Below are 24149 nucleotides of genomic sequence, written 5' to 3'. Positions count from 1 at the left end.
GATCAGATCGGTCCTTCAGCTTCGCCCTGGCTCTGGGTTGACTCGGAAACCGCCTATCCCTTGCCTGGAGGCTCCATGATCGTCATCACCGCACCCACCGGCCAGATCGGCCGCCAGCTCCTCGAACGCCTCGTCAACAACGACGCCGACGGCATCCGCGTCATAGCCCGCGACCCCTCCCGCCTGTCGTCCCGCGTGCGCGAACGTGTCCAGATCATCCAGGGATCGCACTCCGACCTTGGCGTACTCTCCCGGGCACTCGCAGGCGCCGACCAGGTGTTCTGGCTCGTCCCGCCCGTCCCCAGCGCACCCAGCGTCGAGGACCACTTCCTGGCCTTCACCAACCCGTTCTGCGAGGCCATCGCGACCCGCGGCGTTCAACGAGTGGTCGCCGTCTCGGCGCTGGGACGCGGCGTGGCCAAGAACGCCGGGCACGTTTCGGTGTCGCTCGCCATGGACGAGCAGATCGAGAAGACCGGCGTGAGCTACCGGTCCTTGGAGATGCCGGGCTTCATGGAGAACATGCTCCAGCAGATCGAGCCGATCAAAAACCAGGGCACGGTCTTCGCTGCGGTATCCGGCGACCACAAGCTCCCCACCTGCGCCACCCGCGACATCGCGGCGGTCGCCGCCGAGCTCCTTCTGGACGATTCGTGGAGCGGCCAGGAAGGCGTCCCGATCCTCGGACCAGAAGACCTCTCCTACAACGACATGGCCCAGATCATGTCGGACGTCCTGGAACGCCCCATCCGTTTCCAGCAGATCCCCGTCGAGACCTACAAGGCCACCCTGATCGAGCACGGACTGAGCCAGGCATGGGCCCAGGGCCTCGCCGACATGACCACCGAGATCGGCCAGGGCCTTTTCGGCGCCGCGCCCCGTACCCTCGAATCCACCACCCCGACCACCTTCCGCCAGTGGTGCGAAGAGGTCCTCAAGCCCGCCATCGCCTAACGCCCCCGGCCAGCTCACCTGACGTCTCCATCGGAGAGTATGAGAAGTCAGGTCCACCGACACCGGAGCACTCAGGTGAGCTGGCTACCTCCCGATCAGTACATCCGCACGCTGTCGAACGCGACGATGTACGCAGCCCTCTACTTCACCGACGTCCACGCGACCGCCGTGTTGATCACGGCCGGGCCGCCCAGCTCGGACGGCCACGGGCGCCTCAGCGCCCGTATCGCGAGCCCGGCCCGGCGCCCATGGCCGGCTCGCCCACACCCGCGCCCTGCAAGGCACTCCCGCCTAGGAGCGGCCACCCGGCCCTTGCTCCGCTGGGTTCTTGCGGGCCATCAAGACCTCTAGCTTGACCGGTTCAAGCAGTCGTCCCACCGGGTCGGCCGCCAGCAGCGCGTCGGTGACTTCCCGCTCGAAGGCAGACCGACGATCGCCGAGCAACTGCCGAAGCGGCAACGAGGTGGAATACAAGTAGCCAATGATCCGCTCTGGCGTCCACGATCGCTCGAACTCATGCACAACCCGGGCGACATGCCGGAACGGTGAGCGCGCCAACACCTCCTCATGCGATTCGGTGCTCGCCCCCCTCACACCCTGAGTGACCTGCCCCAAGAAGCGGCGCTGCACCACCTCGATGGCCTGCTGCCATCCGGTGACGGGCCGGGCCAGGCAACTATCGTTAGCGATCACCAGCCCACCTTCCTCCTCGACCATGTCGGCCAGCACCGCCAGGACCTGTCGGCGGTCCATCCAGTGGAACGACCGTCCCATTGTCACCAGCCGGAACCGTCCCAGCGAACCCGGCAGGTCCACCGAACTGCCAGGCACCCATGCCACGTTGCTGACCCCGGCCGCGGACGCCTGGCGGGCAGCCTCAGCAAGCATCTCTGGTTCGGGGTCCATCGCGACCACCTCGGCAACGTGCTCCGCGAACGGGACGCTCAGCTGACCGGTGCCGCACCCCAGATCCAGAAGACGCCCCGATCCGTCGAGCTGGAAGCGCCAGACAACATCGTCGAAGAACACTCTGGGATAGCCCGGCCGGAACCGTGCATAGAACGCCGCCGTCCCGGCGAACAGACCCTCACTCACCACATCGGCACATCTACCCCGCATAAGCCATCCACGAGCCTCGGACGGGGAGAAGATCCAGACCTCGCCAGCCGATCAAGCTGGGGCCAAAACTCAGGCTCTGATTCGAACTGTGTGGAGCGATGACGATGGGTGACGGTCTTGCTTGCCGAGCGGTGATCCCGCTTCGGTAACGTCGCGCTCATGGGAGCGGCCGCTTGGTAATGATCTGGTTCGCCAAGAATCTGATCATCAACGAGCGGCCGCGAGGTCAAGTGTGGCGTACTGCCGTGCAGGCACGGAAGCCTGCTGCCTTCATCTGTTCTTTCCATCCCTGAACGACGTGGTGGTCAAGCAGATCACCGATCGAGGAGACCACGTGCTGATCACGGCTCGGACCTGCGGGGCCCAGGCGGCCTGCCGCGGCTGCGGGATGGTCTCGGCTCGAGTGCACGGCCGTTATCGACGTCGTCTTCATGATCTGACAGCCGGTGGCCGTGCGGTGGTGATCGAGTTGGAGGTGTGCCGGTTCGTGTGCGGCAACCCGGCCTGTGCGCTGCAGACCTTCGCCGAACAGGCGCCGGCGCTCGCGCCCCGGCTGCAGCGCCGGACGCCTGTGCTGCGCCGTCTGCTGGACCTGGTCGCCCTGGCGTTGGGCGGACGGCCCGGTTCCCGGCTTGCCGCCGCGCTCGGCATGATCGCCACGGCGTCGCCGACCACGCTGATCCGGCTGCTGCGCGCACTGCCCGACCCGGAGATCGGCCAGGTCGTCGTACTTGGCGTCGACGATTTCGCCAAGCGCCGCGGGCACTCCTACGCAACCGTGCTGGTCGACCTCGACGACCAGCGCCGCGGCCATCGAGTGATCGACGTCCTTCAAGACCGTGAAGCCGACACCCTCGCCGACTGGCTGCGAGAACACCCCGGGGTCCAGGTGATCTGCCGGGACCGAGCCGGCGCCTACGCCCAAGGCGCAAACGACGGGGCCCCGGAGGCGATCCAGGTCGCCGATCGCTGGCATCTATGGGACAACCTGGGCGGATACGTAGAGAAGACCATCGCCGCGCACCACCGATGCCTCACCAACACCGCGCCGCCGAGCACCGCCGCCGCCCCCGATCCTGCTCACACAGACCCGCAGCAGGCCGCCGCACAGCTGGCGCAGCAGCGCGCCGACAACAACCGGTTCGTGGTCCGCACCCGCCAACGCTACGAGCACGTCCAAGCGCTGAAGGCCCAAGGCAAGGGCATCAAGACGATCAAACGAGAACTCGGCCTGGCCAAGGAGACCGTCCGCAAGTTCTACCGGGCCCAATCCGTCGACGACCTGATAGCCACCTCACTCGCCGGACGGCCCAGCAAGCTGGATGAGTTCAAGCCTCATCTGCACGAGCGCTGGAACTCCGGATGCACCAACGTCACGCAACTGCACCGGGAGATCAACGCGCTCGGCTACCACGGCAGCTACAACACCGTGTGCGACTATCTCGCGCCCTTCCGCAAGCTCAAGGCCGCACCGCCCGCCGTCCCGGCCCCGCCCAAGGTCCGTCACATCACCAGCTGGATCCGCCGCCGTCCCGACAACCTCGACCCCGACGAGCAGCTCAAACTCAACAACGTCCTGGCGGCTTGCCCGCACCTGAACGCACTCGCCGGGCACGTCACCTCCTTCGCCGAGATGATGACCGGCCGCCACGGCGACCGCCTCGACGCCTGGATCGCCGCCGTCCGCGCCGACGACCTCCCCGCACTGCACACCTTCGCCAACGGCCTCGAACAGGACTACGACGCCGTCCGCGCCGGACTCACCCTTCCCCACAGCTCAGGCCCCGTCGAAGGCAACGTCACCAGAATCAAGGCACTCAAGCGGCAGATGTACGGCCGCGCGAACTTCGACCTTCTCCGGATCCGGATACTCCACCCGGCCTAGTCACACAACGCGATCGCTCCACACAGTTCGAATCAGAGCCAAAACTCACCCGTGATCAAGGCCCTCAATATCGCCAAGTGGGGCGGTGCTGGGCCGCCACCTGCGGGTGCTACGGGTCCTGGGAGCGACGGCTAACGCGGTGGCTCCAGTCAACCGGTGTCAGAGTCGGCGAAGGTTCGAGGCCGTGCTGGGCGATCTCTCGCAGCCTTGACGCCGTTGCGAGTGCTGCGGGGGAGGGTTGTGGTGCGGTTTCGAAGGCGTCGGCGAGGGCGTGGATATCACCGGCGGACAGCGGCTGGTGTGCGTCCGTCCTCAGTACGTACCGCAGCGTGTCACCCGATTCGGCGTCCTGAACCTTCAGGACCGGAAGGCTCGGCTCGCCCCGCGACGCCAGATTCGCCTCGACCTTGGCCACCCGCACCGACGACAGATCACAACGCACTTCTTTACGCCCTCGGGTGAGCGACAACAAACTGCCGTCCAGCCATACGTACTGTCGCATCCACTCACGCCACCGAAACACCGCGTACGTCAACGTCAGGCCGAACATCGGCCAGCCCACCAGAACCGGCCAGCGCAGATTGATCGTCCCCACGACGCCGCAGATGAACGCGAACGCGGCGATGAACGTCAGAGCCACGTTCAGACCTCCGGTGGCGGCCCGGGCCGAGGTAGAGCGGGGGATGTCGTCGCATCCCAGTTGGCGCTGGACCATGTATCCCAGTATGTCCCTGCTGCCAGCTGCGGCACTGAATCGGCCCATCTGGGCAGTGATGGTGCAGACACTTATCGTTGGTGGTCTTGTGGTGTCCATCGGGGGTTGCGGCCAAGGAGCGCGACGATGGTGTCCATCACCGAGTTGGCCGGATCCTCAGCGAAGGACGGACGGTAGGCGCCGCCGGGCTGGTTCAGTGGGCTGCCGGGGGCGGTATTGGCGCGGGCGAGCGGCAACGCGGCCTGTGCCAACGCGGCCGGTACGGTCAGCGGGGTCTGCAGAGCGCTGGCCAGGTCCCAGCGGTGTACGAGCATGTCGACCGTGTGGACACCGAGCACCCATTCGGTCGATACCGGTCCCCGACTGGGAAGATCCAGGGTTGGGCCGGTGGTTTGGAGGGCGGCCGTCCAGCGCGCTGCGATGCGGGCGAAATCATCGCGCGGGTCGTGGCTTTCCCCGTCAAGGGGGCCGAGCACGGTCCGGGCCACAGCGTCATGGCGTTCGTTCATGTGGCGGAGCAGATCCGCAACCGTCCAGCCCTCGCACGGCGTCGGCCTCGTCAGCGTGGAGTCGGTGATCAGGGCCACGTCATGGCCGATCAAGGCGAGTGCGGTCGCGTCCAAGCGCAGGAGGTCGGTCACGTTCACGGGTTCCCCTCGAAGGCAAATAGCACACGATCGTTCGCCAAACCATAGCGTACGTTCGTTCGCTATGCTTGGTCGCATGTCGCCTCGTCACTCGGCGCTCGAAGCGGAGCGGACCCGTGCGCGGATCGTGCGAACGGCGGTCGACGAGGCCTCTCGGTTGGGCCTGGAAGGCTTGACGGTCGGGTCTCTCGCGCACCATCTCGGCATGAGCAAGGCCGGGCTGATCGGCCCCTTCGGCTCCCGCGAACGACTGCTCCAAGCCGCACTCGAACAGGCCGGCACGGTCTTCCGTGCAGCGGTCCTGGAGCCGTCGGCGGACGTGCCGCCCGGCCGCCGCCGTCTCGAACAGCTCATCACGTCGTGGGTGGACTACCTGGCCGACTGCCCGTTCCCCGGTGGCTGCTTCGTCACCGCGGCGTCATCCGAACTCGACGGGCGCCCTGGCCCACTGCGTGACCGGCTGCGAAGCATCGTGATCTCCTGGCGCACAGTGCTGACCACCGAGGTCGCCGCCGCCCAAGCCGAAATGCCCGGGCCGCACCGGCCGCCCGAAGAGGTCGCCACCACACTGATCGGACTCTCCATGGCCGCCAACCAGGAGATCCAACTACTCCAAGACCCCTCGGCCGCCACCCGCGCCCGCAAGGCCATGTGCCACGCGGCCGGTCTCGACCGATGACCCCACGCCGGCCCCATACCCAGCGCATCGGCCGACACCCCGGCAAGATCCGCCCCAGTCAGCGCGTCCCTCCCCGCCGACCAGGCGGCCATCCAGGCCGGCTCCCACGCATGGAGCAAATGGTTCCGGCGCAACAAGATCGACCAATGCGCAAAGTGAAGTGCCGAACCTACACCAGCGTAAATTCGGGATCGAAGATCAAGCCTCGCGCCTACGTCGAATGCACCAAGAAGACCACGATGACGGTATACGTCAGTGGCACAAAGAATGGCGGGGCCCTCGGCATGAAGCAAAAAATGTGTACCGGTAGGACCTGGTGCGATGTAGTTCTCTACAAGCCCAACCGCAAGGGAAAGCAGAAGTGGTGCTCGGTGGCCCCGATGCCGTCGGTCGCCTTTGAATTCTGGCCGACCACGGACAAGCACCGCGCACCCAAGGCGTGCATCACCTACTGAATCCCATCCCGATCCCGCCGACCGCATATCGCGCGGCCGGATCGTTGGCAGCGAGGCTCCTGATGGAACGGCCTGGAAAGATCACGACCACCATCAGGGGCCTTGATGCTTTCTATCGAGACCGCCCTGAACGAGATTGGCCCTGACCTGGGCATGACCAGCGGTGAAGCCAGCCGCCGTTTGACTGCGTCGTGCTCGCCCTCATCGCGGGGGCTCGTCCAGATCGGCGGCAGGCGGCCGGACGTTGGAGCGGAGAGCCGCGTCAAGTTCCTCCCGGGTGCGTTCTGCCAGCGGCGGATGTGATCGGTGGCGGAGAATGTGCACATGTTCGCGATGCGACCAGCGACCTCCGCCGATCGAGCCGCTGTCGAGAAGTTGCTCCTGGCGCGTTGTGCGTGGATGGAAGAGCGGGGGATTCCAAGCTGGCGCGCGAGCGTCGATGACCTGGTGTCTCAGTGCGACAACCTGGGCCAAGATGTTTGGATCCTGGATCTGGATGGCTCGGAAGTTGTAGGGCGCATGACGGTTCAACGTCAGGCTCCGCCATGGGGTTGGACGGAGAAAGAGCGTTCCGAGGACGCCTTCTACCTCACGACGACGGTGACTGACCCTGCGCATCGGCACTTGAAACCAGGAACCCTCATGGCGTGGTGGGCCGTGGATCGAGCCATGGACCAAGGCATTCCGTGGGTCCGGCGGGACTGTTTGTGGCCAGGGCTGGTGGCCTACAACCGGAGCCAGGGTTTCACCCTGGTCCGTGAGGCTCAATGGAAAAAGAACCGGCTCTATCTGCTCGCCCGCAGGACGCCCTGCCCGTGAGCCAGATAGAGCGGTGTGGTGCGGGCGGCACCGGCCGTGACCCGGATCGGAAGCCCAGGCGCAGTCTCAACCAGCACGTGGTCGGCCGGCCATTGGCTGGCCGCCACGATGATTTGGTCGTAGTCCGTTGGGGTGACGGTGCGCGGCTCAGGTGCGCAAGTTGCCCGGCCTGAGATGCGCTCGCGAACGATGAGCGTGCTGCGCGACCCGTCAGTCGCGGCGAGTTGTTCGACCATCGGGTGCCGGATCGGGTTGATCTCACTGGTGCGGTCGCAGGTGACGTAAGCCGGCCCGGTCCATGACCACTGAGTCGAGGCGTACGACGTGAGGCGCAAGGCAAGCACGGCTTCTCCTCGTTAAGAACGGGATGCCTGGTCAGCGCTGCTGCACTGGCCAGGCATCCACCGCTGTGGCCGGAGCTCAGGTCTTGAGCGTGTCGTAAGTGTGGGCGCCGTCGGACGAGCCAGAGCTCTTCTTGGTCTCGTGTGCCTGCGCGGCGGTCAGGACGCTGTAGCGCGCTTGCCCTGCGAACAGCGCATCAATCGCTGTTACGGGGGGAACTGCAGGCGGCTGGAAATCCGTCAGGATCGCGGTGTCGACCGCGAGAGGGACGATCACTAGGTCCTCCTGGGCGTGATGCGATTCGTCCCTTGAAGCGTCGCCCGGCGGTTTCGCGGCGACCAGGTCACCGGATGGCTGCTCGCTGCTGCCCGATTGTCGACCTGTTGTCGACGCTAGGTGCATCGGGGCAGGTCAAGCTGGCCGCAACAGCGTGAGCAAAGCTTGGTGATAGGCCGCTTGGATCCGCGGCACGGTCTCCAGCCGGATGCGTTCGTCGGTGCCGTGCAGGCCGACGTAGTCGACCCCGAATCCGGCGGTGGCCGGGATGCCCAGCCCGGCGAGGTAGTTTCCGATGTTGGACGGACCAGCGATCTTCGCGGAGGTGCTCAATCCCGCCTCCGCGGCGGCGCCCAAGAGCGCGGTGCGCAGCGGTGAATCAACCGCGAGCGCGTACGGAGGCCATCGGGTGGAGATCTCTACCTCGGTGGGGCGGGTCCCAGGCCACCGTCCGTCCACGTCACCTGCGACGGATCGCAGCAGCTCGGCTGCCGAGGTGTCGTCGAATGCCGGGGTCAGGCGAATGTCGACGTTGAACGTGCACAGATCCGGAACGACGGAGTAGCCCTCGCCAGCGCTGATGGCGGTGACCGTCAGCTTCCCCGGCAACGGAAAACCAGACTCGACCGCGCTCGGCAACTGAACAGAATGCAGCTCATGAACCAAGGTGGCGGCCTTGGCGATCGCGTTCGGAGTGCTCTTGCTGCCTCCCGAATGTCCCGCCACGCCGTGAACGTGAACCCGTGCCCTCAGAACTCCCCGTCCGCCGACCACCACGTGCTCGATCCCGGGATAGCCGATCATGACACCATCGACCCGATCAGGCGCGTCCGGTCCCTCGAAGTAGACCTTGGCGCCGCCGAACCCACCCGTGTGCTCATCAAGGTCGTACAACAAGACGACACTGCCATGCGTGATCGACTGAAGCCGCACCATAAGGTGAGCGAAGATCGCCGCACCGACCTTGGAATCGGCGCTGCCCCGGCCGTACATCCATCCATCGACAATCTCGCCGGATGTCGGTGGGTGAGTCCAACCGTTCTCGTCTCCAAAAGAAGCCGTGTCCAGGCACGCGTCCAACACGTATCGCGGGCCAGGGCTGGCGCCGTCCACTTCGCTCACCAAGGCGACTGTCATGTCACCCGGCCCGGTCAGCCGACGGCATGGCAGACCGTTTTCGGCGAGCCAGGCCTCCATCCGATCGAGGACCGGTTCATAGAAGTCGATGCCGCCGCGGCTAGGGATGCGCACCAAATCGCGGGTCAGTTCCGTCACGCTGGCGTGATCTTTATCGGCGAGCTTGAGCAGGTCGCTGAACTCGCGATCGTCGGTCATGTATGCACGCCTCGATTCCGTACGACTTCCAGAACGTCGACTTCCGGGATCGTCTCGATCCTGCGAGCCGCCGCATATGCCTGTCGACCGTGGTCGAGCAGACGTGCGGCTTCCATCACGCCCAGCATGACGCCAGAGTCGAACGCCTCGTGAGAGGTCAGCGACGGTATCGGCACAACCGCGGCCTTCTCGCTCGCGCAGAAGAACCGCTCAGGCGACGTCATGCCATCGATCAGGCCGAGGTGAAGAGTCTTCATGCCCTGGCTTCGGTCGTGCGGATCGCGCACCTGCAAGAGCCTGATCAGATGGTCCTTCAGGACTTGGTGGTGCGGCGGACCGAACAACACCCGGTAGTGGACCAAGGAGGGCTGCTGCACCAGTACGGCCTCGATCGCCGCAAGGTACTCGGCGTCCCGGGATCGGGATCCCACGACGATCAAGCATTCCCGGGCACCACGGACGGTCGCCAGCAACGCACGCTGCAGCTCAGGAAGCCCGCCAAGATCGTTGGGGCCGCCCGCACGGGCAGGGCATGGTCCTGGTGGGCGAACAGCACGTCGGGCGGCTGCTCGTAGATCTCGCACAGCGTCCTGCGGTGCCCGATGCTCGTGGTGTGCCGACCCAGCTCCCAGCCGCTCACCATGCTCGGTGTCACCCCAGAGTGACCACCGGGCGAGCGCAAATCGATCTCCTCGACCAATTCCTCCAACGTCCAGTTCCGAGCCAACCGCGCCTGCCGCAGAGGCGAGAGTTCGCCATCGAGCCGACTGGTGCGGCGGGACATATCGATCACCTCCCGGAGCTGGACGGGTCGCTCTTCGATGATGCATGGCCGAAAACAGGATGGGCCTCCCACCGATGAGGAAGAGTTCAGGCACCACAAACGGGACCGGCCCTGACGGTGGCGGGGCCATCTACTTTCGCGGCTCTGAAGCCGCGACCGTCACCGAAAGGCGAGCGGCGGGAAAGGCGCTACCGGGTGGGTGCTTGGCGGGCACACGGCGGTCTGATCGCCAAGTCGTGCGATCACTCACGGAGCGGCGGATGCGGCCGAGGGTCACACGGCCGATGAGATGCCAGGAGTGAGCGCGAGCTTGGGGGCGGTGCTCGCGAGTACTTCGCGGAACTGCCGCACGGCGGGGCGATCCTGTTGGTCGAGCGGCACGGTGCGGAGTACGGCTTTTCCGGTCTCGGTGATCACGTGACTCTGCTGGATTGGGGTCAGGTCGGCGAGGATGTCAGAGGCTCGCTGCATGCCGGCGTCGATGCCACCGTTCTCGACGGCGCATTGTGCTTCGTGGAGACGGACGTTGGTCGCGTACTGATAGTCAAGCCCCGGTGTGCTCAGGACATGGCTGCGGGCGTCGTCTGCGGCCGGCTCATCGCCCGTGTGGGCGTACACCCAACTCCTGGCGAAGTGAATCGAACTTACGACGATCGAGTGTCTGAAGCCGAACTGGGCTGTGGGGGACTGCGCGGAGGCGAGGTCCAAGAGCTCCGTGAGGGTGTGGTGAGCTTCCCGGGCGTTCCCCATGAGAGCTAGCGCCTTCGCTCGATGGCAGACCGACATCACCAGGCCGCTACGGGGAGTGTCGCCCGCAATGTTCTGGGCAGAGTCGATGAGACGTATGACCGTCGTCAGGTCGCGCTGACCGTAGAGGCCACAACCCGCTTCGTCGGCGCGAACCATTAGACGGAGGTCCAGATCTCCTGACCGGTCGGCAGCGGCTTTGGCGGTCCGCCACCAGCGGACAGCCGCTCCATCCTCGCCGAGACGAGTGAGAACGTTTGCGTGCACCGCAGAAAGTGCTGCCACAATGCGGTCCAGTTCGGGGAGGTCGCGAGCGTCAGCGGTCTGCACCTGATGCTGTAGCGCGACCAGGTCAATGATCAGATTGTCGCGAACCTGAACGGGTGAATGCCTACCGAGGCTGTGCCAGTGATCGGCATACGTCAGGTGCCAGTCCTCGATGGTGCGCTGCTCGCTCTGAAGGGTTTGGGCGAGCAACTGGCGGATCGGCTCCCCGGTTGCAGCCAGCGTGCCGAGGCCGAGTGCAGTCAGCAGCATTCGCCGACGCTCCATGTCGTCCCAATCGTCGAGTGTGCCCGCTCCATCCACGTTAACGGCTGACGGGTCTCTCAGGACAGCTTGGGAAGATCGATCGGAAATCCGCTGATCAACGGAACCGGATTGCTGCTCGGGTTCGCCGAAGATCTCGGCTTCGGTGAGGGTGAATGCGGCAGCGTAGGCCGGGGCCCACTCGCGGGGGAAGTGGCGGCCCTTCTCATGATCGCGGATCTGGCGGGCGAGATTGTCCACCTCGCCTTGTTGCAGGTCAGCAGCCTTCATGAGCTGCCGGGCCATCTCGTACTTTGACCATTTCCGGACTTCACGTTCAATCTGGATGCGAACGGCCCATTCCGGGCGCGACTCGTTCGTCATTGAGCTGCCACCTCGCGATCGCCCGGAGAACCCGGAGAAGAAATGATCTCCGGGGCTTCTCCGCCATTCTCCCCTGCCTTTGCGCCACGCGACATGGATTCATTGGAAATAGCGGGATGCGCACCGGTGCCCGCAGCAACGGTTTCCCAACCGGAACGGTGCGCGTCCCGCCCGTAGACGGCAAGCGGCCCCGGCCTGATGCGGTAACACCAGGTGGCTTCGGGGCCTGACCGGATAGGAGTCCGGCTGACGATGAATGTAGCGGAGGCCAAGGCGGCGCTTCGGGCGGAGTTTCCAGGCTGGTCCATCATCCGGGCGAGCGATAGCGGGCGTTGGTGGGCGACACGGGGTCCTGGAAGTGGAGAGCAGGTGCGACACGACGCGTCGTGCTGCGAGGCCGACACGCCTGAAGAGTTGCGGGCGGCGCTGCACAAGGTGGACGGGCGCAAGCGAGTGGATGTGGAGTTGTGAAAGCGGGGAGAGCGGCGGCGACCGTGTCCCTGAGCGCTGATGCGGTGCGCGGACTGGAGCGGGAGGCATCCCGGCTGCGCCTGAACCGATCCGAGGTAATCGACGTGGCCATTCGGGTGTGGCTGTTTCTGCAAGCCCACCACGCGGGCGGCGGCGAGATCCTTCTCAAGTCGGCTGACGGAACCTACGAATGGGTCGTATTCGAGGCCGGCCCTAGGAAGTGACCGTGGTGCGTGATGGTCATCCTGCGCAAATCGCCTCAGCGTCGGTAGGGGTGTGAGCGCTCGGTGAGGCGCCGTTCGAGGTCCTGGAGGCTTGTCGCCGTGATGGAGCTGCCGGTGGGGATCGTGGCGCTCCACTGTCCGTTCTCATGACTGATCTCCCACACGGGGAACTTCTTTCTCAAGCGCTCCACCCATACCCGTGGTTCTAGCCGGGCCTCGGCGAGCATCCAGCCGAGTATCCAGATCAGCCCTGTCAGCACGATGGTCGCGCCACTGATTATCAGAAGGACTTCTGCAAGTCCTCTCGTCTTTACGGCTTCGAACTCTTCCATCAGCGTCGGCTCGATGAGTTCCTCTGGGTCGTAGCGCATCTGCAGATGCTGACCTCGTGGGAAAGGAGCGGCGTCTTTGGTTCTGTAATCAAGAACGCTTCCGTCAGTGCAGCGAAGCTCATGCCTCCAGGCCTTGTTTTTCCAGAACGGCTCGTTGCTCACCACGCATTCGGAGGTGATTCCGCGCTGGAGCAGCGCACGCTGCTTGAACTCCTCGTTCAGGGTCACGGTCGAGAACAGGATGAGCCCTGCCTGACCTACCAATGCCACAAATGCCAACATCACAACCGGCGAAGGCATACCTATGCGTGGCAGGAGGACGAAAACGAGCAGGTTCGCGATGATGACGATGGGCCAGGCAATGAGACCCGCAGGAGACATTTCGGCCAGCATCCACGAGCCCGTGATCAACAGCGTGGCCGTGCCCGTGGTTTGGAGGACCGCCCGGGCGAAGACCGCTGCGGGACTCCAGTCCCGAAAAAGGAAATGCAGAGCTCGCCCCATGAACCTCAGATGCAACAAACGTTCCGTTGGTTCCGGCGATGTCGATTCTCGACGAGGCGTACATCTATTGGGAAAGGAGTGGCAGGGTCCGGCGGTTTCGGCGAGGCCGTCACACACGCCGGGACCGGCGGCTGGGAGCATGGCGGGCATGGAGAGAGATGCCGTCGAAAGGTGGGTCGCCGGGTACGAGCGAGCGTGGCGAACGCCCGGCACGGAGCCGCTCGCCGAGCTGTTCACGCCGGAGGTGTCGTACCTGCCATCGCCCTGGGCGCGCCCGATCGTGGGCCTGTCCCGGCTCGGCCCGTGGTGGTCCGCCGAGCGCGACGGCCCCGACGAGCCGTTCACGATGACGAGCGAGGTCGTGGCCGTCGACGGCGACACGGCGGTGGTGCGGATCGAGGTCGCCTACCAGAACGACCTCTCGCGCTGGCGCGACCTATGGATCCTGCGTTTCGACGCCGACGGCCGCTGTGCCGAGTTCGAGGAGTGGCCGTTCGCCCCGGACCAGCCCGACGGCCACTAGGCCGTGACGAAGCTCCTGCCAGTGGGCCTGCGGCCCTGCCATTTGCGCGTAGGCGGTGCTGCTCTCAGCTCGTCATCTACGCATTGGTGACGTTCGGGGCGAAGTGAGAGGTTGCTCCATGTGGTGGAGGGCGGGGCTGCCAGTCGATCCTTGGCGTCTTTCGTTGCGGATCGGGCGAGAAGCGCGGCGAGCTGCCCTGCGGATGGCGGGATCTTTTCGAGCGAGTTCCCAAGCCAGACTCGGCCGCTCAGGCCGACCCTGGCAGAACCTGCAGGCATCATCGCCGCTAATGCCCTCGCTCCACTGATTGCACCAGGTGCACAGCGCTGCGTCGTAGTGATCGGAGTAGTCCTGCCTACGGCCACACCGGGGGCAGGTCCGGCCCGGCCGATAGTCCACTCTCAGGACGCGAGGCCGTCTACGCGGCATCGTCCCTTCGGCGTCGCATCATGGAGAGCATGCTGTCAGAACACGGCTCGGCAGAAAACCCAGAGTCGGCCCGACAGATCAACTGCTGGACGAGTTCGTCCGCGACGATCGACTACAGTTCCGCGACCGATCAGCGTGCGGCCGGCGGGCGTGCTGCTCGCTGCGCTTCGTTCACGGCGTTCACCAGTTCGTCGATGTCCTCGGGTGTGGTGCGGTGGCTGATGACGCAGGCGCGCAGCGCCGCGTGCCCGTTCAGGCGTACGGGGCTGATCCAGGCGCGTCCGCTCTGCACGACGGATTGCGCGAGCGCTGTGTGGTGCGCCCACGACTCGCTGGTCGAGAGGGCGTCGGCTTCGGGGTCGGCGAAGCAGACCACGGGGAGCGGGGTGTCGTTGGCGATCCGCCAGCCGGAGTCCACAAGGCGGCGGCGGAGGAAGTCGGCCAGCTCGGCATCGCGTTCCAATTGCTCGGCGTAACCGGAGCGCCCCGCGACGGCGAGGCTGAGGAAGAGTTTCAGACCCATGAACCGGCGCGACCATTGCTGGCTGGTGGTGTACGGGTCGACGGTGTCGGGGATGTCGGCCGGCATGTACGAGGTGGAGACTCGGAAGGTCTCCGCCAGTCCCTCGCCGTCAGTGCACAGCAGGGCGCCGGCTCCCATCGGCACGCTCAGCCATTTGTGCGCGTCCACGGTGATGGAGTGGGCCTGTTCGATCCCGGTCAACGCTCCCCGCAGCCGGTCCGACACGACGGCCGCACCGCCGTACGCGGCGTCGACATGAAACCGAATGCCGAACTCCCTGCACAGTTCGGCGAGCTCAGGCAGCGGGTCGATGACACCGGCCCCCGTGGTGCCGGCCGTGCCGACCACCATGAACGGTTCGTCACCGGCGTCGCGATCCGCGTCCAGTTGCGCTCTCAGGTGTTCGAGATCCATGCGCAGCCCGGCATCGACCGGTACGAGCCGTACCGCGTCCCGCCCGATGCCGGTGGCGTGCGCGATCTTCAGCCAGGCCAGGTGGCTTTCCGCCGACGCGTACAGCACAGGCCGGCCGGGCAGCGCTCTCAGCCCGGCCGTGCCGTACTCCGGCCACATCCTGGTCAACGCCAGCAGTACGGCGGTGAGGTTCGCCTCCGCGCCGCCGCTCGTGAACGACCCGGCCACCTCGTCCGCCGGATATCCCATGCGCCCGCCGAGGAAGCGTAGGAGGTGCATTTCGATCTCCACCGCCGCCGGCGCGTGCGACCACGCCGCCAACTGCGGGTTGAACGCGGCGGCCAGGGTCTCACCGACAACGCCCAGCAGCGTCGGCGTCGGGTTGAACAAGCCGAAATACCGGGGGTGGGTCGTGTGCACGGTGGACTCGCGCAACAGCGCCACGAGCTCGTCGATCACGACACCGGGCTTGGCCGGTTCGTCGAAGTCGTACGAACCGACTGCGGATCTCAACCTGCCGAGGTCCACCGGTGCGCTCACGGGGCGCGCGGAGATCTGCTTCCGTTCGGCGCCGAGAACCTCCAGGACCCGCTGCCACAGCCATGCCGTCGGCTCTGAAGCCGGGTCGAACGAATCCCGGCCCAACGGGAAGTCCCGTTCGGTGATCGCGACTGTGCCCTTGTCATATGCGTCATCGTTCATGCGGCCATGCTCGCGGCCTGGCACCGGACACCCAAGTGGCAGGACCGACTACGATCGCTAAAATAGTGACATGGCTCCTCGTACTCTCGCCGTCGCCGTCACCAACGGGGTGCCGATCTTCGAGCTCGCCATCCCGTGTGAGGTGTTCGGCTACCGGCGCCCGGATCTCACCGACTCCTGGTACGACTTCCGGGTGTGCGTCCCGGCCGGTGAACGACCCCGCACCGCCGCCGGCTTCACCCCGGAGACCGCCTATGGCCTGGACGCTTTGGTCGAGGCCGACACCGTCGTGATTCCTGCCTGCCACGACGTCCACGATGATCAGCCGCCCGAACTCGTCGCAGCAGTCCGCGCCGCCCATGACAACGGGGCCCGCATCGTCTCGTTGTGCTCCGGCGCGTTCGTGCTGGCAGCCGCCGGAATTCTCGACGGGCGACCGGCCACCACACATTGGATGCACGCCGACCTGCTCGCCGACCGCTACCCCAAGGTCCTCGTCGACCCGTCCGTCCTCTACATCGACGACGGCGACGTCCTCACCAGCGCGGGGACCGCCGCCGGACTCGATCTGTGCTTGCACATCGTCCGCAACGACTATGGCGCCGCCATCGCGAACGCCCTCGCGAAGCGTCTGGTCATGCCCGCGCACCGGCCCGGAGGCCAAGCTCAGTACATCGACGGGGGCAACGCCGTCGATGACATGGACCAACTCGCGCCCTTGCTGGACTGGGCACGCCGACGACTGGACCAGCCCCTGACGATCTCGACCCTCGCGCAACAGGCCAATGTCACCACGCGCACCCTCATCCGCCGCTTCCACACCGTGACCGGCACAACGCCGATGAACTGGCTGCGGAACATCCGGATCGAGCACGCCCGCGAACTCCTGGAAACCACCAACCTGCCGATCGACCGGATCGCCGAACGTTCTGGACTGGGCAGCCCCGCCAACCTCCGCCACCACTTCACCCGCACGGTCGGCGTCCCCCCGAGCACCTATCGCAAAGCCTTCTCCGCTGGCTGACAGCAGGCCGGCGTGGTATCCCTCACCTATCGCCGAGCCTGATTCGGAAGCCGGCGTACTCGGTGAAGGTCGTCCGCATGGAAGGAGCGCGCTGTGATCGAGGTCGATGTCAGCGATGGGATCGGGGTCGTACGGCTGGCCCACGGCAAGGTCAACGCCCTGGACCTGGAACTGTGCCGGGCGATCGAGACGACGCTGCGCGACCTGGACACCGGAGAGGTCAGGGCCGTCGTGCTCACCGGCTCGGGTCGTGCGTTCTCGGCCGGGGTCGATCTGGAACGCATCGTCAAAGGTGGCGCCGACTACGTAGCCGAATACCTGCCTGCGCTGGTCGGCGCGTTCCAGGCGATCTTCGACGCGGGCAAGCCCGTGGTCGCGGCGGTCAACGGCCACGCGATCGCGGGCGGCTGCGTTCTGGCCGCGGCCTGCGACCACCGCGTCATGGCCGCCGGAACGGGCACGATCGGCGTACCCGAGCTTTATGTGGGGGTGCCGTTCCCGGCTGTGGCGTTGGAGATCATGGAGTACGCGCTGGGACCGGTCGCCGCACGGCGGGTGATCCTGGACGGCCGCAACCGCACGCCCGCCGAGGCGCTGGCGTTCGGCCTGGTCGATGAGCTGGCCGAGCCCGGGGAACTGCTCGAACGTGCCCTGGCCGTGGCCGACCGGCTGGCCAGCGCCATCCCCGCCGACGCCTTCCGGCACACCAAGCGGCAGTTGCACGGCGACGCGACCGAACGCCTCGACGCCGAGGCGACGACGGCACGTCTGTGGCAGACCGCGGCGACCGACGGCCGGATCCGGGCCTTCATGGACCGCACGGTCGGCTCCCGCCAGCGCCCCTAACCCCACCCTCGGCGCTCGTCCCGAGCTCACCCCTCGCTGAACGCGTCCGGGGGCACTCGCGCGCCTGTCTCCTGGGTGACGCCCGTCCACGTCGCGACCTCGGCCTCCGCCCACTGCGCCCAGCGCAGCAGCAGCTCGTTCTGCTCGCGCAGCAGGCGGGCGGTCAGCGCGATCACCGGAAGCCGGTCGGGGTAGGGGCCGCTCGTCGCCTCGTACTCAGCCATCCGGTCGGCGGTGGCGGCCAGCCGCCTTTCGGCATCGGCGCTGATCTCACGCAGGGTCGCGCGCAGTTGCGCCAGGTCACCGTGGTCGGCGAAGGCCACCTTCACCAGGGCCTCGAACTCCAGCACAGGCCCGGCGCCGCCCGGCTTGTCCAGCCAGGCCCGCAGGGCTTCCCGGCCCTGCGGTGTGATCTCGTACACGGTGCTCTTGCGCTGTCCGGTGTACTCGACGTGGCTTCGGGCCAGGCCGCGCTCCACCAGTTTCTTCGGCTCCTCGTACAGCACGCTGGCCGCGCGCGGCCACATCGATCGCAGGCTGCGGTCCATCTGCTGCTTGAGCTCGTACGTGGTCCAGGGGCGCACACCCAGCAGCGACAGGATCGCGTAGGAGGTGGTGGTGAGTTCTCGAGCTGCCATGCCCCTTGACGATACTCCGGTCCGGAGTACCATCGGGATACTCCGATTCAGAGTATCGAGGGGAGGTGGCTGTGTCCGGTTGTGATCCGCACGTTCACAAGGGGAAGCTCCACCGACGACTCCGAACAGGGGCCGGAGTCGTTGATGCAGCCGGAATGGACCTGCTCGCTGCCGCCTTTCCAGTGGCACGGGCTGGCGTCCGGCCATTGGCGTTACCGGCTAAGTGCTCAAGGCACCGGCGTGGGGTGATCCGGTGGTGGCGCGGCGGGGGCCTCGGCCATGGCGTTCAGGAGCGCTTGGGCGGCGTCGCGGGCCTGGCGGGCCGGCTCGGGGGTGTGGTGGACGGCGGCCAGGACGGTCGCGCCGCTGATCAGGATGTGCAACTGGGCGGACAGGGCCTCGGAGGCGGGCATCTCGGCGGTCAGGACGCGCAGGTGGTCGCGAAGGGCGGTCATGTGGTCGCTGACCGCCTGGGCGACCGATGGGGAGTCCTCACCCAGTTCGCCAAAGGCATTGTTGAACGCACACCCCCGGAATTCCGGCTGCTGGTACCACTCGTACAGCCAGTCGAAGACAGCGAGAACGCTCGCTTGCGGGGTGGGCCGGCCGGCGGTGTAGGCGCGCAGCGCGGCGCGCGCTCCCTCGTCGCGGCGGCGCAGGTAGGCCTCCACCAGGGCGGCCTTGGACGGAAAAGCACGGTACAGGCGCTTGAGCGAAATTTGGGCGGCGTCGCGGATGCGGTCCATGCCCACGGCCTGGATGCCATGGGCGTAGAACAGGGCATCAGCGGCGTCCAGCACTTGAACGCGGTCGGTCTCGGCGGGGTTGTCCATCTCCGGCCATCTTCCACATCTTCTTGAAAACGAGCGTTCTCAATCTTACGTTGCATCTCTGAGAACGAACGTTCTCATGGCGGGCAGCGCACCCGCTCGGGGGAAGGGGTTTGCTCCAATGCTGCGCATTCACTTCACGGGGGAGGATCTGGCCCGGACGCGGCTGGCCACGGGCCCGCAACCAATGTGGGAGCTGTTGCTCAGCCTGCACAAGCTTGCTGACGGCGAAGGGCGGATGGTGTTCGATGGCTGGCGACGGCGCGTCCGAGGTGCGATGGGAGCAGCGCTGCCCGCGTCGGCGCGATGGCTGCCGCACCTTGCACCACCCGTCGGTTACTCTCCGGACTTCCTGACTCCCGCAAGGCAGGCAGGCGACCTGGGCACGGGCCTGGAGTTGGTCCTGGCGACGCCACAACGACGCATCCGCGACGATCTGACCACGCTGGCGGCCCAGCAACCGCTGTGCGGTCCCGTCGCCGACCTGGCGGACGGATCGCGGGGGGCGCTGCACGGGCTCGGGCGAGCGCTGCGCGACTATCACGCTCACGCGCTCGCCCCGTTCTGGAACCGCATCCGGACCTGCGTGCACGCCGATCTCACCACCCGGGGCAAGACCTTCCTGCACGCGGGGATCGAGGCAGTCCTGACCGGTCTGCACCCAAGGGCACAGTGGAGCCCGCCGGTGCTGGAGCTGCCCTACGGCATGGATCGTGACATCCACCTGGACGGCCGCGGGGTGCGCCTGCTTCCGTCCTTCTTCTGCTGGGGGCGGCCCTTCACCTTCCGCGACGCAGGCCTTCCCCCGGTCATCGCCTATCCCATCGAGCATGACCTGGCCTGGCTCGACCCGTCTCCGCCAGGCGACTCGAAACGTTCGCTGGCCGCACTGCTCGGCCGGACGCGCACCACGGTCCTGACCGCACTGGCCGCCCACGGCGGCTGCACCACCACCGAGCTCGCCCGCCGCACCGGGATCTCCCTCGCCTCGGCGAGCCAGCACACCGGCGTGCTCCGCGACGCCGGCCTCATCTCCACCGTCCGCCGTGGAGGCCACGTCGTGCACTCCCTCCAGCCGGCCGGCGCATCGCTGATCAACGCCCCCGCCAAGCGGTAACAACCAGCCCCGGGGCATCGCCATTCACAGCCCGATGGGCGCGTGCTCCTGGCTGATGGATGGGCGCGTGCTCCTGGCTGCCTCAACCCGGTAGCGAAGACGCAGCACACCTGGCCCTTCGAGGCGCGGACCCTGGGGCCTTCGAGGCGCGGACCCCAGGGCCGATATATGTACTTGTATGTATATACGCCCTCGTGTATGTTCGAGCTCGTGGTCAACAGCGTGCAACAGAAACTGACGGCGATCTCGGAGCCGAACCGGTTCCGGATCGTCGAGTTGCTCAGGAACGGCCCGCAGCCGGTGGGTGGAATCGTCGACGCGCTGGGCCTGGGCCAGCCGCAGGTGTCCCGGCATCTGCGGCTGCTCGCCGAGGCGGGCGTGGTCGAGGTGACCAAACGGGCCCAGCAGCGGATCTACCGGCTGGACCCCGAATCGATGCGCGAGCTGAGCGACTGGGTGCAGGGATTCGCCGTCCTGTGGTCGGAGCGGATGGATCGCCTGGGCTCCTTCCTCGAAGACGACGACCGTGCACCCGGCGAGGCGAGCCAGTGAGGAGCTTGAGCATGCCCGAAGACACCGCCGACGGCGCCGAAGACGCTGCCGACGGCATCGTGATCGACAAGTCGAGCAACACCATCTTCATCAGCCGCACCTACGCCGCCGGCGTCGACCGTGCTTGGTGGGCTTGGACCGACGCCGAGGCGATCAGTCGCTGGTGGGGGCCGCGGGGCTGGGCCGCGACCGTGTACGAGATGGACGTGCGGCCGGGCGGACGCTGGCGGTTCCAGCTCGCGCCGGTGGACGGATCGGCCACGCCGGTCCGCAGCATTGCCACCTACAAGGTGGTCGTTGCCCGCGCTGAGCTGCACTACGACGACACATTCGCCGACGAGACGTGGCAATCAGATGGCACGGGCACCTTCCCGACCGCGGTCACCTTCGCCTCAGCCGGCACCGGCTGCACCGTCGAAGTCGCGGCGAGCTTTCCCGACGGCCAGGCGCTGCGGCGGGCAGTCGAGCTCCAGATGGCCGAAGGGTACGCCGAGGCTCTCGACCGGCTCGGCGGCGTGCTGGACGCCCCGCCCAGCGATCACACCGGTGCACCATCAACCGAAGGAGAAACGACCATGTCCGCCCTTTCCACCGTCACCTCCGCCGACGGCACGACGATCGCCTACGAGAAGACCGGTTCGGGCCCCGCGATCATCGTGATCAGCACTGTCGCCGAGGACCACACCGGAGTCGCGGGCGTGGCCAAGGCGTTGTCCGAACACTTCACCGTGATCAACTTCGACCGTCGCGGCCGCGGTGCCAGCGGTGACCCGCAGCCCTACGACCCGGCGCGCGAGATCGACGACATCGCCGCACTGATCGATGTCGCAGGTGGCTCTGCGGCCCTGACCGGCGGATCTGGTGGCTGCGGGCTCGCCCTCGATGCGGCCAGCGCACTGGGCGAAAAGGTGACAGGGCTTTATCTCTATGAGCCGCCGTTCATCGTCGATGACTCCCGGCCTCCGGCACCCGCCGACTACCTCGAACACCTGGAGGCCTTGGTCGCGGCAGGCAAGCGCAGCGAGGCCGTCGAGTACTTCATGACCCAGCTGGTCGGTGTCCCGGCCGAGTACATCCCGGCGATGAAGCAGGACCCTTCCTGGGACGAAATGGCCAAATACGCCCACACCTATGCCTACGACGGCCAGATCTTCCGCGGGCTCCAGGACGGTAAGCCGCTGCCCACCGACCGCTGGTCGATCGACGTGCCGATCGCGGTGGCCGTCGGCGGCAACAGTGAGGCCTTCATGCGCCAGGGCGCCAACGCGTTGGCCGCGATCCTGCCGAACGTCACCGTGCTGACCCTGCCTGACCACGATCATTCCGCGTTCTGGATGGCGCCGGAGCCGGTCGCGGAACAAGCACGCACGTTCCTGCTCGGCTGACGATCACTGTCATCCCTGCCGCCGTCACGACTCGGGCCCAGCCGCCCACTCACCTTGGCTGGGCCCGCCGCTTTTGAACGTGGCGGGGGAGTTGTGCCTACCCCGTCGGTGGGTTCAGACCCACTGACCGTCCGCGGCTCCGTTCCTAGGTTGAAATCACCTGAATGAGGAGCCTGGATGTCTGAACACACAAGAAGGAACGTTCTGCGGGGTGGCCTGGCCGCAACGGCGGCGGGCATCGCCGTCCCCGCGTTGGGGATTGGTTCCGCTGAGGCGGCCCCGGGCTCGGCGGCCCCGGGCTCGGCGGCGGCTTCGGGTGCGGCGACTGCGGGTGTAGCGGCCTGGCCACCGCCTCCCGGTCCGGCCAAGGTCGGACGAGGGGAACCGCGTTACCCGTCCCTGGCCTCCCGTGGCTACAACCGGCGGTTCGTCGGCAACCCCGAGCACGTATGGGTGGTCGGCACGACCGAGCACGTCGTCCGCGCCGTCCAGGAAGCGGTCGACACAGGTAGAAGAGTTACCGTCCGCAGCGGCGGCCATGGCTTCGAGAATTTCGTCGCCGACCCCGCCGTGCAGGTCGTCGTCGACACCTCCGCCATGACCGCCGTCTACTACGACCCTCAACGCCGTGCGTTCGCTGTGGAGGCGGGCGCCTTGCTAGGGGATGTGTACCGCAGGCTTTACCTGGGGTGGGGCGTGACGATCCCCGCTGGATGGTGTCCCACAGTGGGCGCCGGCGGGCATGTCCTGGGCGGCGGCTTCGGCCCACTGTCGCGATCGATGGGCCTGGCCGTCGATCACCTCCACGCGGTCGAGGTCGTCGTGGTGGACCGCGGAGGCAAGGCACGCAGCGTCGTGGCCACCCGCGAGCCATCGGACCCGAATCGCGACCTGTGGTGGGCGCACACCGGCGCCGGAGGTGGCAACTTCGGCGTCGTCACCCGCTACTGGTTCCGTACGCCCGGTGCGCTCGGCAACGATCCCACCCGCCTGCTGCCCGCGCCGCCCTCCTCCATGGTGAGCTTCACGATCTCGTGGGACTGGTCCAAGTTCAACGAAGCCTCGTTCGCCCAGCTCGTGCGTAACCACGGCGATTGGGTGGAACGCAACAGTGCCCCGGGCTCCCCGTCCACCAAGCTCTACAGCGAGATCCAACTCAACCGCCGCCCGATCGGCACGATCGGCATGATCGGCCAGGTGGAGGCCGGATCCGAACGGGTCCTGGACGACCACCTGGCGGCGATCAATCGCGGTGTCCCCGTCACCCCCACCCGCCAGGTGAAGACCCAAGCCTGGCTCGCCGCCGCCCTGGCCGGCTCACCCGGCGATCCCGGCCCCGCCTACCGGCTGAAGGTCAAGTCGGGATACCTGCGCCGCCGCCTGACCGACCGGCAGATCGACGTCCTGCACCACCATCTCACCCGTACCGACTACGACCACCCGGGCGGCAGCCTGAGCCTCTACACGTTCGGCGGCCAGGTCAACACCCTGGACCCCGACGCGACGGCGGCGCCGCACCGCGACACGATCATGAAGATGTTCTTCATCAACGGCTGGGAGAACCCCGCCGACGACACCCGGCACATCACCTGGCTGCGGGAGCTCTACCGCGACCTGTTCGCCGACACCGGCGGCGTCCCCCGCGACGGCGCGTTCATCAACTACCCCGACACCGACCTGGCCGACCCCGCCTGGAACACCGGCGCCCCCTGGCACGCCCTCTACTTCAAGGACAACTACGCCCGCCTTCAGCAGATCAAAGCCAAGTGGGACCCCCGCAACCTCTTCCACCACGACCTCTCCATAAGGCCCTCTAAAGCCCGATGACCGCGAGCATTGGGGACTGTCCTGAATTTTGTGGGTGAGGCGGTGATCGTTGTCAGTTGAGGGTGATGCGGTCGCCGTAGTGCAGTGACAGTGCGTTCAATGCGGCCTTCCATCCGCGGGTTGTGCCGGTCACGTTGGA

Annotated in this window: 26 protein-coding genes; 13 read left to right on the top strand and 13 right to left on the bottom strand. The window is 66.7% G+C overall.

The genetic code is table 11. From position 1 onward, the window contains the following. The first annotated feature begins 75 nt into the window (after nucleotides 1–75). Nucleotides 76–954 (top strand): NAD(P)H-binding protein, encoded by an 879-nt coding sequence (locus ACH34W_RS38605; protein WP_395966139.1) that lies wholly within the window; start codon nucleotides 76–78, stop codon nucleotides 952–954. Between the two features lie 291 nt (nucleotides 955–1245). Here the strand turns inward: ACH34W_RS38605 and ACH34W_RS38600 are convergent, their stop codons facing one another. Further along, on the bottom strand, nucleotides 1246–2049 hold the full coding sequence (locus ACH34W_RS38600) for a class I SAM-dependent methyltransferase (protein WP_395966138.1): 804 nt from the start codon (nucleotides 2047–2049) through the stop codon (nucleotides 1246–1248). A gap of 256 nt (nucleotides 2050–2305) precedes the next feature. On the opposite strand from ACH34W_RS38600, the gene ACH34W_RS38595 reads away from it, so the two are divergent. Further along, nucleotides 2306–3958: an ISL3 family transposase gene (locus ACH34W_RS38595; protein WP_395966137.1), complete on the top strand. Its 1653-nt coding sequence runs from the start codon at nucleotides 2306–2308 to the stop codon at nucleotides 3956–3958. A gap of 109 nt (nucleotides 3959–4067) precedes the next feature. Here the strand turns inward: ACH34W_RS38595 and ACH34W_RS38590 are convergent, their stop codons facing one another. Both ACH34W_RS38590 and ACH34W_RS38585 read right to left on the bottom strand, forming a co-directional pair. Continuing rightward, complete coding sequence (locus ACH34W_RS38590; protein WP_395966136.1) at nucleotides 4068–4772, bottom strand: hypothetical protein; 705 nt, start codon at nucleotides 4770–4772, stop codon at nucleotides 4068–4070. Continuing rightward, the gene (locus ACH34W_RS38585; RefSeq protein WP_395966135.1) at nucleotides 4745–5320 is read right to left on the bottom strand and encodes a TIGR03086 family metal-binding protein; all 576 of its coding nucleotides are present in this window, start codon (nucleotides 5318–5320) and stop codon (nucleotides 4745–4747) included. The genes ACH34W_RS38590 and ACH34W_RS38585 overlap by 28 nt, the downstream gene beginning before the upstream one ends. A gap of 76 nt (nucleotides 5321–5396) precedes the next feature. Between ACH34W_RS38585 and ACH34W_RS38580 the strand changes: the two genes are divergently transcribed. The 3 genes from ACH34W_RS38580 (at nucleotide 5397) to ACH34W_RS38570 (ending at nucleotide 7273) form a co-directional block, all read left to right on the top strand. Further along, nucleotides 5397–5999, top strand: coding sequence for a TetR/AcrR family transcriptional regulator (locus tag ACH34W_RS38580; RefSeq protein WP_395966134.1), 603 nt, complete (start codon nucleotides 5397–5399; stop codon nucleotides 5997–5999). A gap of 146 nt (nucleotides 6000–6145) precedes the next feature. Beyond that, complete coding sequence (locus tag ACH34W_RS38575) at nucleotides 6146–6454, top strand: hypothetical protein (RefSeq protein ID WP_395966133.1); 309 nt, start codon at nucleotides 6146–6148, stop codon at nucleotides 6452–6454. A 306-nt stretch (nucleotides 6455–6760) separates the two neighbouring features. After that, nucleotides 6761–7273, top strand: a complete 513-nt coding sequence (locus tag ACH34W_RS38570; protein WP_395966132.1) for a GNAT family N-acetyltransferase — start codon at nucleotides 6761–6763, stop codon at nucleotides 7271–7273. Here ACH34W_RS38570 and ACH34W_RS38565 read toward each other — a convergent pair. From ACH34W_RS38565 to ACH34W_RS38540, 6 genes are all read right to left on the bottom strand, one after another. Continuing rightward, nucleotides 7240–7617, bottom strand: coding sequence for a hypothetical protein (locus ACH34W_RS38565; RefSeq protein WP_395966131.1), 378 nt, complete (start codon nucleotides 7615–7617; stop codon nucleotides 7240–7242). The two genes, ACH34W_RS38570 and ACH34W_RS38565, sit on opposite strands and share 34 nt — an antisense overlap. 76 nt (nucleotides 7618–7693) lie before the next feature. After that, nucleotides 7694–7891, bottom strand: a complete 198-nt coding sequence (locus ACH34W_RS38560; protein ID WP_395966130.1) for a hypothetical protein — start codon at nucleotides 7889–7891, stop codon at nucleotides 7694–7696. Between the two features lie 135 nt (nucleotides 7892–8026). Beyond that, nucleotides 8027–9226, bottom strand: a complete 1200-nt coding sequence (locus tag ACH34W_RS38555; protein WP_395966129.1) for a M20 family metallopeptidase — start codon at nucleotides 9224–9226, stop codon at nucleotides 8027–8029. After that, nucleotides 9223–9666 (bottom strand): hypothetical protein, encoded by a 444-nt coding sequence (locus ACH34W_RS38550; RefSeq protein ID WP_395966128.1) that lies wholly within the window; start codon nucleotides 9664–9666, stop codon nucleotides 9223–9225. The genes ACH34W_RS38555 and ACH34W_RS38550 overlap by 4 nt, the downstream gene beginning before the upstream one ends. Further along, a complete protein-coding gene (locus ACH34W_RS38545) occupies nucleotides 9663–10010 on the bottom strand; it encodes a helix-turn-helix transcriptional regulator (RefSeq protein ID WP_395966127.1) in 348 nt (115 codons plus the stop codon). Before ACH34W_RS38545 ends, ACH34W_RS38550 begins: the two co-directional genes overlap by 4 nt. Before the next feature lie 273 nt (nucleotides 10011–10283). Continuing rightward, a complete protein-coding gene (locus ACH34W_RS38540; protein ID WP_395966126.1) occupies nucleotides 10284–11669 on the bottom strand; it encodes a hypothetical protein in 1386 nt (461 codons plus the stop codon). A gap of 494 nt (nucleotides 11670–12163) precedes the next feature. Between ACH34W_RS38540 and ACH34W_RS38535 the strand changes: the two genes are divergently transcribed. After that, nucleotides 12164–12364 carry a hypothetical protein gene (locus ACH34W_RS38535; RefSeq protein WP_395966125.1) on the top strand — a complete coding sequence of 67 codons (201 nt, stop codon included), beginning with the start codon at nucleotides 12164–12166 and terminating at the stop codon, nucleotides 12362–12364. Nucleotides 12365–12399: 35 nt separating this feature from the next. Here ACH34W_RS38535 and ACH34W_RS38530 read toward each other — a convergent pair whose 3' ends face one another. Next, a complete protein-coding gene (locus ACH34W_RS38530; protein ID WP_395966124.1) occupies nucleotides 12400–13200 on the bottom strand; it encodes a hypothetical protein in 801 nt (266 codons plus the stop codon). Between the two features lie 148 nt (nucleotides 13201–13348). Here ACH34W_RS38530 and ACH34W_RS38525 point away from each other — a divergent pair, with 148 nt between their 5' ends. Further along, complete coding sequence (locus ACH34W_RS38525; RefSeq protein ID WP_395966123.1) at nucleotides 13349–13723, top strand: nuclear transport factor 2 family protein; 375 nt, start codon at nucleotides 13349–13351, stop codon at nucleotides 13721–13723. Nucleotides 13724–14282: 559 nt separating this feature from the next. On the opposite strand, the gene ACH34W_RS38520 is transcribed toward ACH34W_RS38525, so the two are convergent. Beyond that, a complete protein-coding gene (locus ACH34W_RS38520; protein ID WP_395966122.1) occupies nucleotides 14283–15791 on the bottom strand; it encodes a pyridoxal phosphate-dependent decarboxylase family protein in 1509 nt (502 codons plus the stop codon). A gap of 70 nt (nucleotides 15792–15861) precedes the next feature. On the opposite strand from ACH34W_RS38520, the gene ACH34W_RS38515 reads away from it, so the two are divergent. Both ACH34W_RS38515 and ACH34W_RS38510 read left to right on the top strand, forming a co-directional pair. Beyond that, nucleotides 15862–16815, top strand: a complete 954-nt coding sequence (locus ACH34W_RS38515) for a GlxA family transcriptional regulator (RefSeq protein ID WP_395966121.1) — start codon at nucleotides 15862–15864, stop codon at nucleotides 16813–16815. 93 nt (nucleotides 16816–16908) lie between these two features. After that, nucleotides 16909–17661 (top strand): enoyl-CoA hydratase/isomerase family protein, encoded by a 753-nt coding sequence (locus ACH34W_RS38510; RefSeq protein WP_395966120.1) that lies wholly within the window; start codon nucleotides 16909–16911, stop codon nucleotides 17659–17661. 26 nt (nucleotides 17662–17687) lie between these two features. On the opposite strand, the gene ACH34W_RS38505 is transcribed toward ACH34W_RS38510, so the two are convergent. Continuing rightward, nucleotides 17688–18299 carry a PadR family transcriptional regulator gene (locus tag ACH34W_RS38505; RefSeq protein ID WP_395966119.1) on the bottom strand — a complete coding sequence of 204 codons (612 nt, stop codon included), beginning with the start codon at nucleotides 18297–18299 and terminating at the stop codon, nucleotides 17688–17690. 227 nt (nucleotides 18300–18526) lie between these two features. After that, on the bottom strand, nucleotides 18527–19132 hold the full coding sequence (locus tag ACH34W_RS38500) for a TetR/AcrR family transcriptional regulator (RefSeq protein ID WP_395966118.1): 606 nt from the start codon (nucleotides 19130–19132) through the stop codon (nucleotides 18527–18529). Between the two features lie 118 nt (nucleotides 19133–19250). Between ACH34W_RS38500 and ACH34W_RS38495 the strand changes: the two genes are divergently transcribed. The 4 genes from ACH34W_RS38495 to ACH34W_RS38480 all read left to right on the top strand — a co-directional run bounded on the left by ACH34W_RS38495 (nucleotide 19251) and on the right by ACH34W_RS38480 (nucleotide 24010). Continuing rightward, on the top strand, nucleotides 19251–20246 hold the full coding sequence (locus tag ACH34W_RS38495; protein ID WP_395966117.1) for an ArsR/SmtB family transcription factor: 996 nt from the start codon (nucleotides 19251–19253) through the stop codon (nucleotides 20244–20246). A gap of 198 nt (nucleotides 20247–20444) precedes the next feature. Further along, a complete protein-coding gene (locus tag ACH34W_RS38490) occupies nucleotides 20445–20798 on the top strand; it encodes an ArsR/SmtB family transcription factor (RefSeq protein ID WP_395966116.1) in 354 nt (117 codons plus the stop codon). Nucleotides 20799–20809: 11 nt separating this feature from the next. Continuing rightward, entirely contained in the window at nucleotides 20810–22183 is a 1374-nt protein-coding gene (locus tag ACH34W_RS38485; protein ID WP_395966115.1) for an alpha/beta fold hydrolase, read from the top strand. A 177-nt stretch (nucleotides 22184–22360) separates the two neighbouring features. Further along, a complete protein-coding gene (locus ACH34W_RS38480; protein WP_395966114.1) occupies nucleotides 22361–24010 on the top strand; it encodes an FAD-binding oxidoreductase in 1650 nt (549 codons plus the stop codon). Nucleotides 24011–24149 lie beyond the last annotated feature (139 nt).

Origin of the sequence: Actinomadura sp. 6N118 (assembly GCF_044326415.1) — a bacterium.
Classification (GTDB): domain Bacteria; phylum Actinomycetota; class Actinomycetes; order Streptosporangiales; family Streptosporangiaceae; genus Spirillospora.
This window is presented reverse-complemented; position numbering and strand designations above follow the sequence as displayed.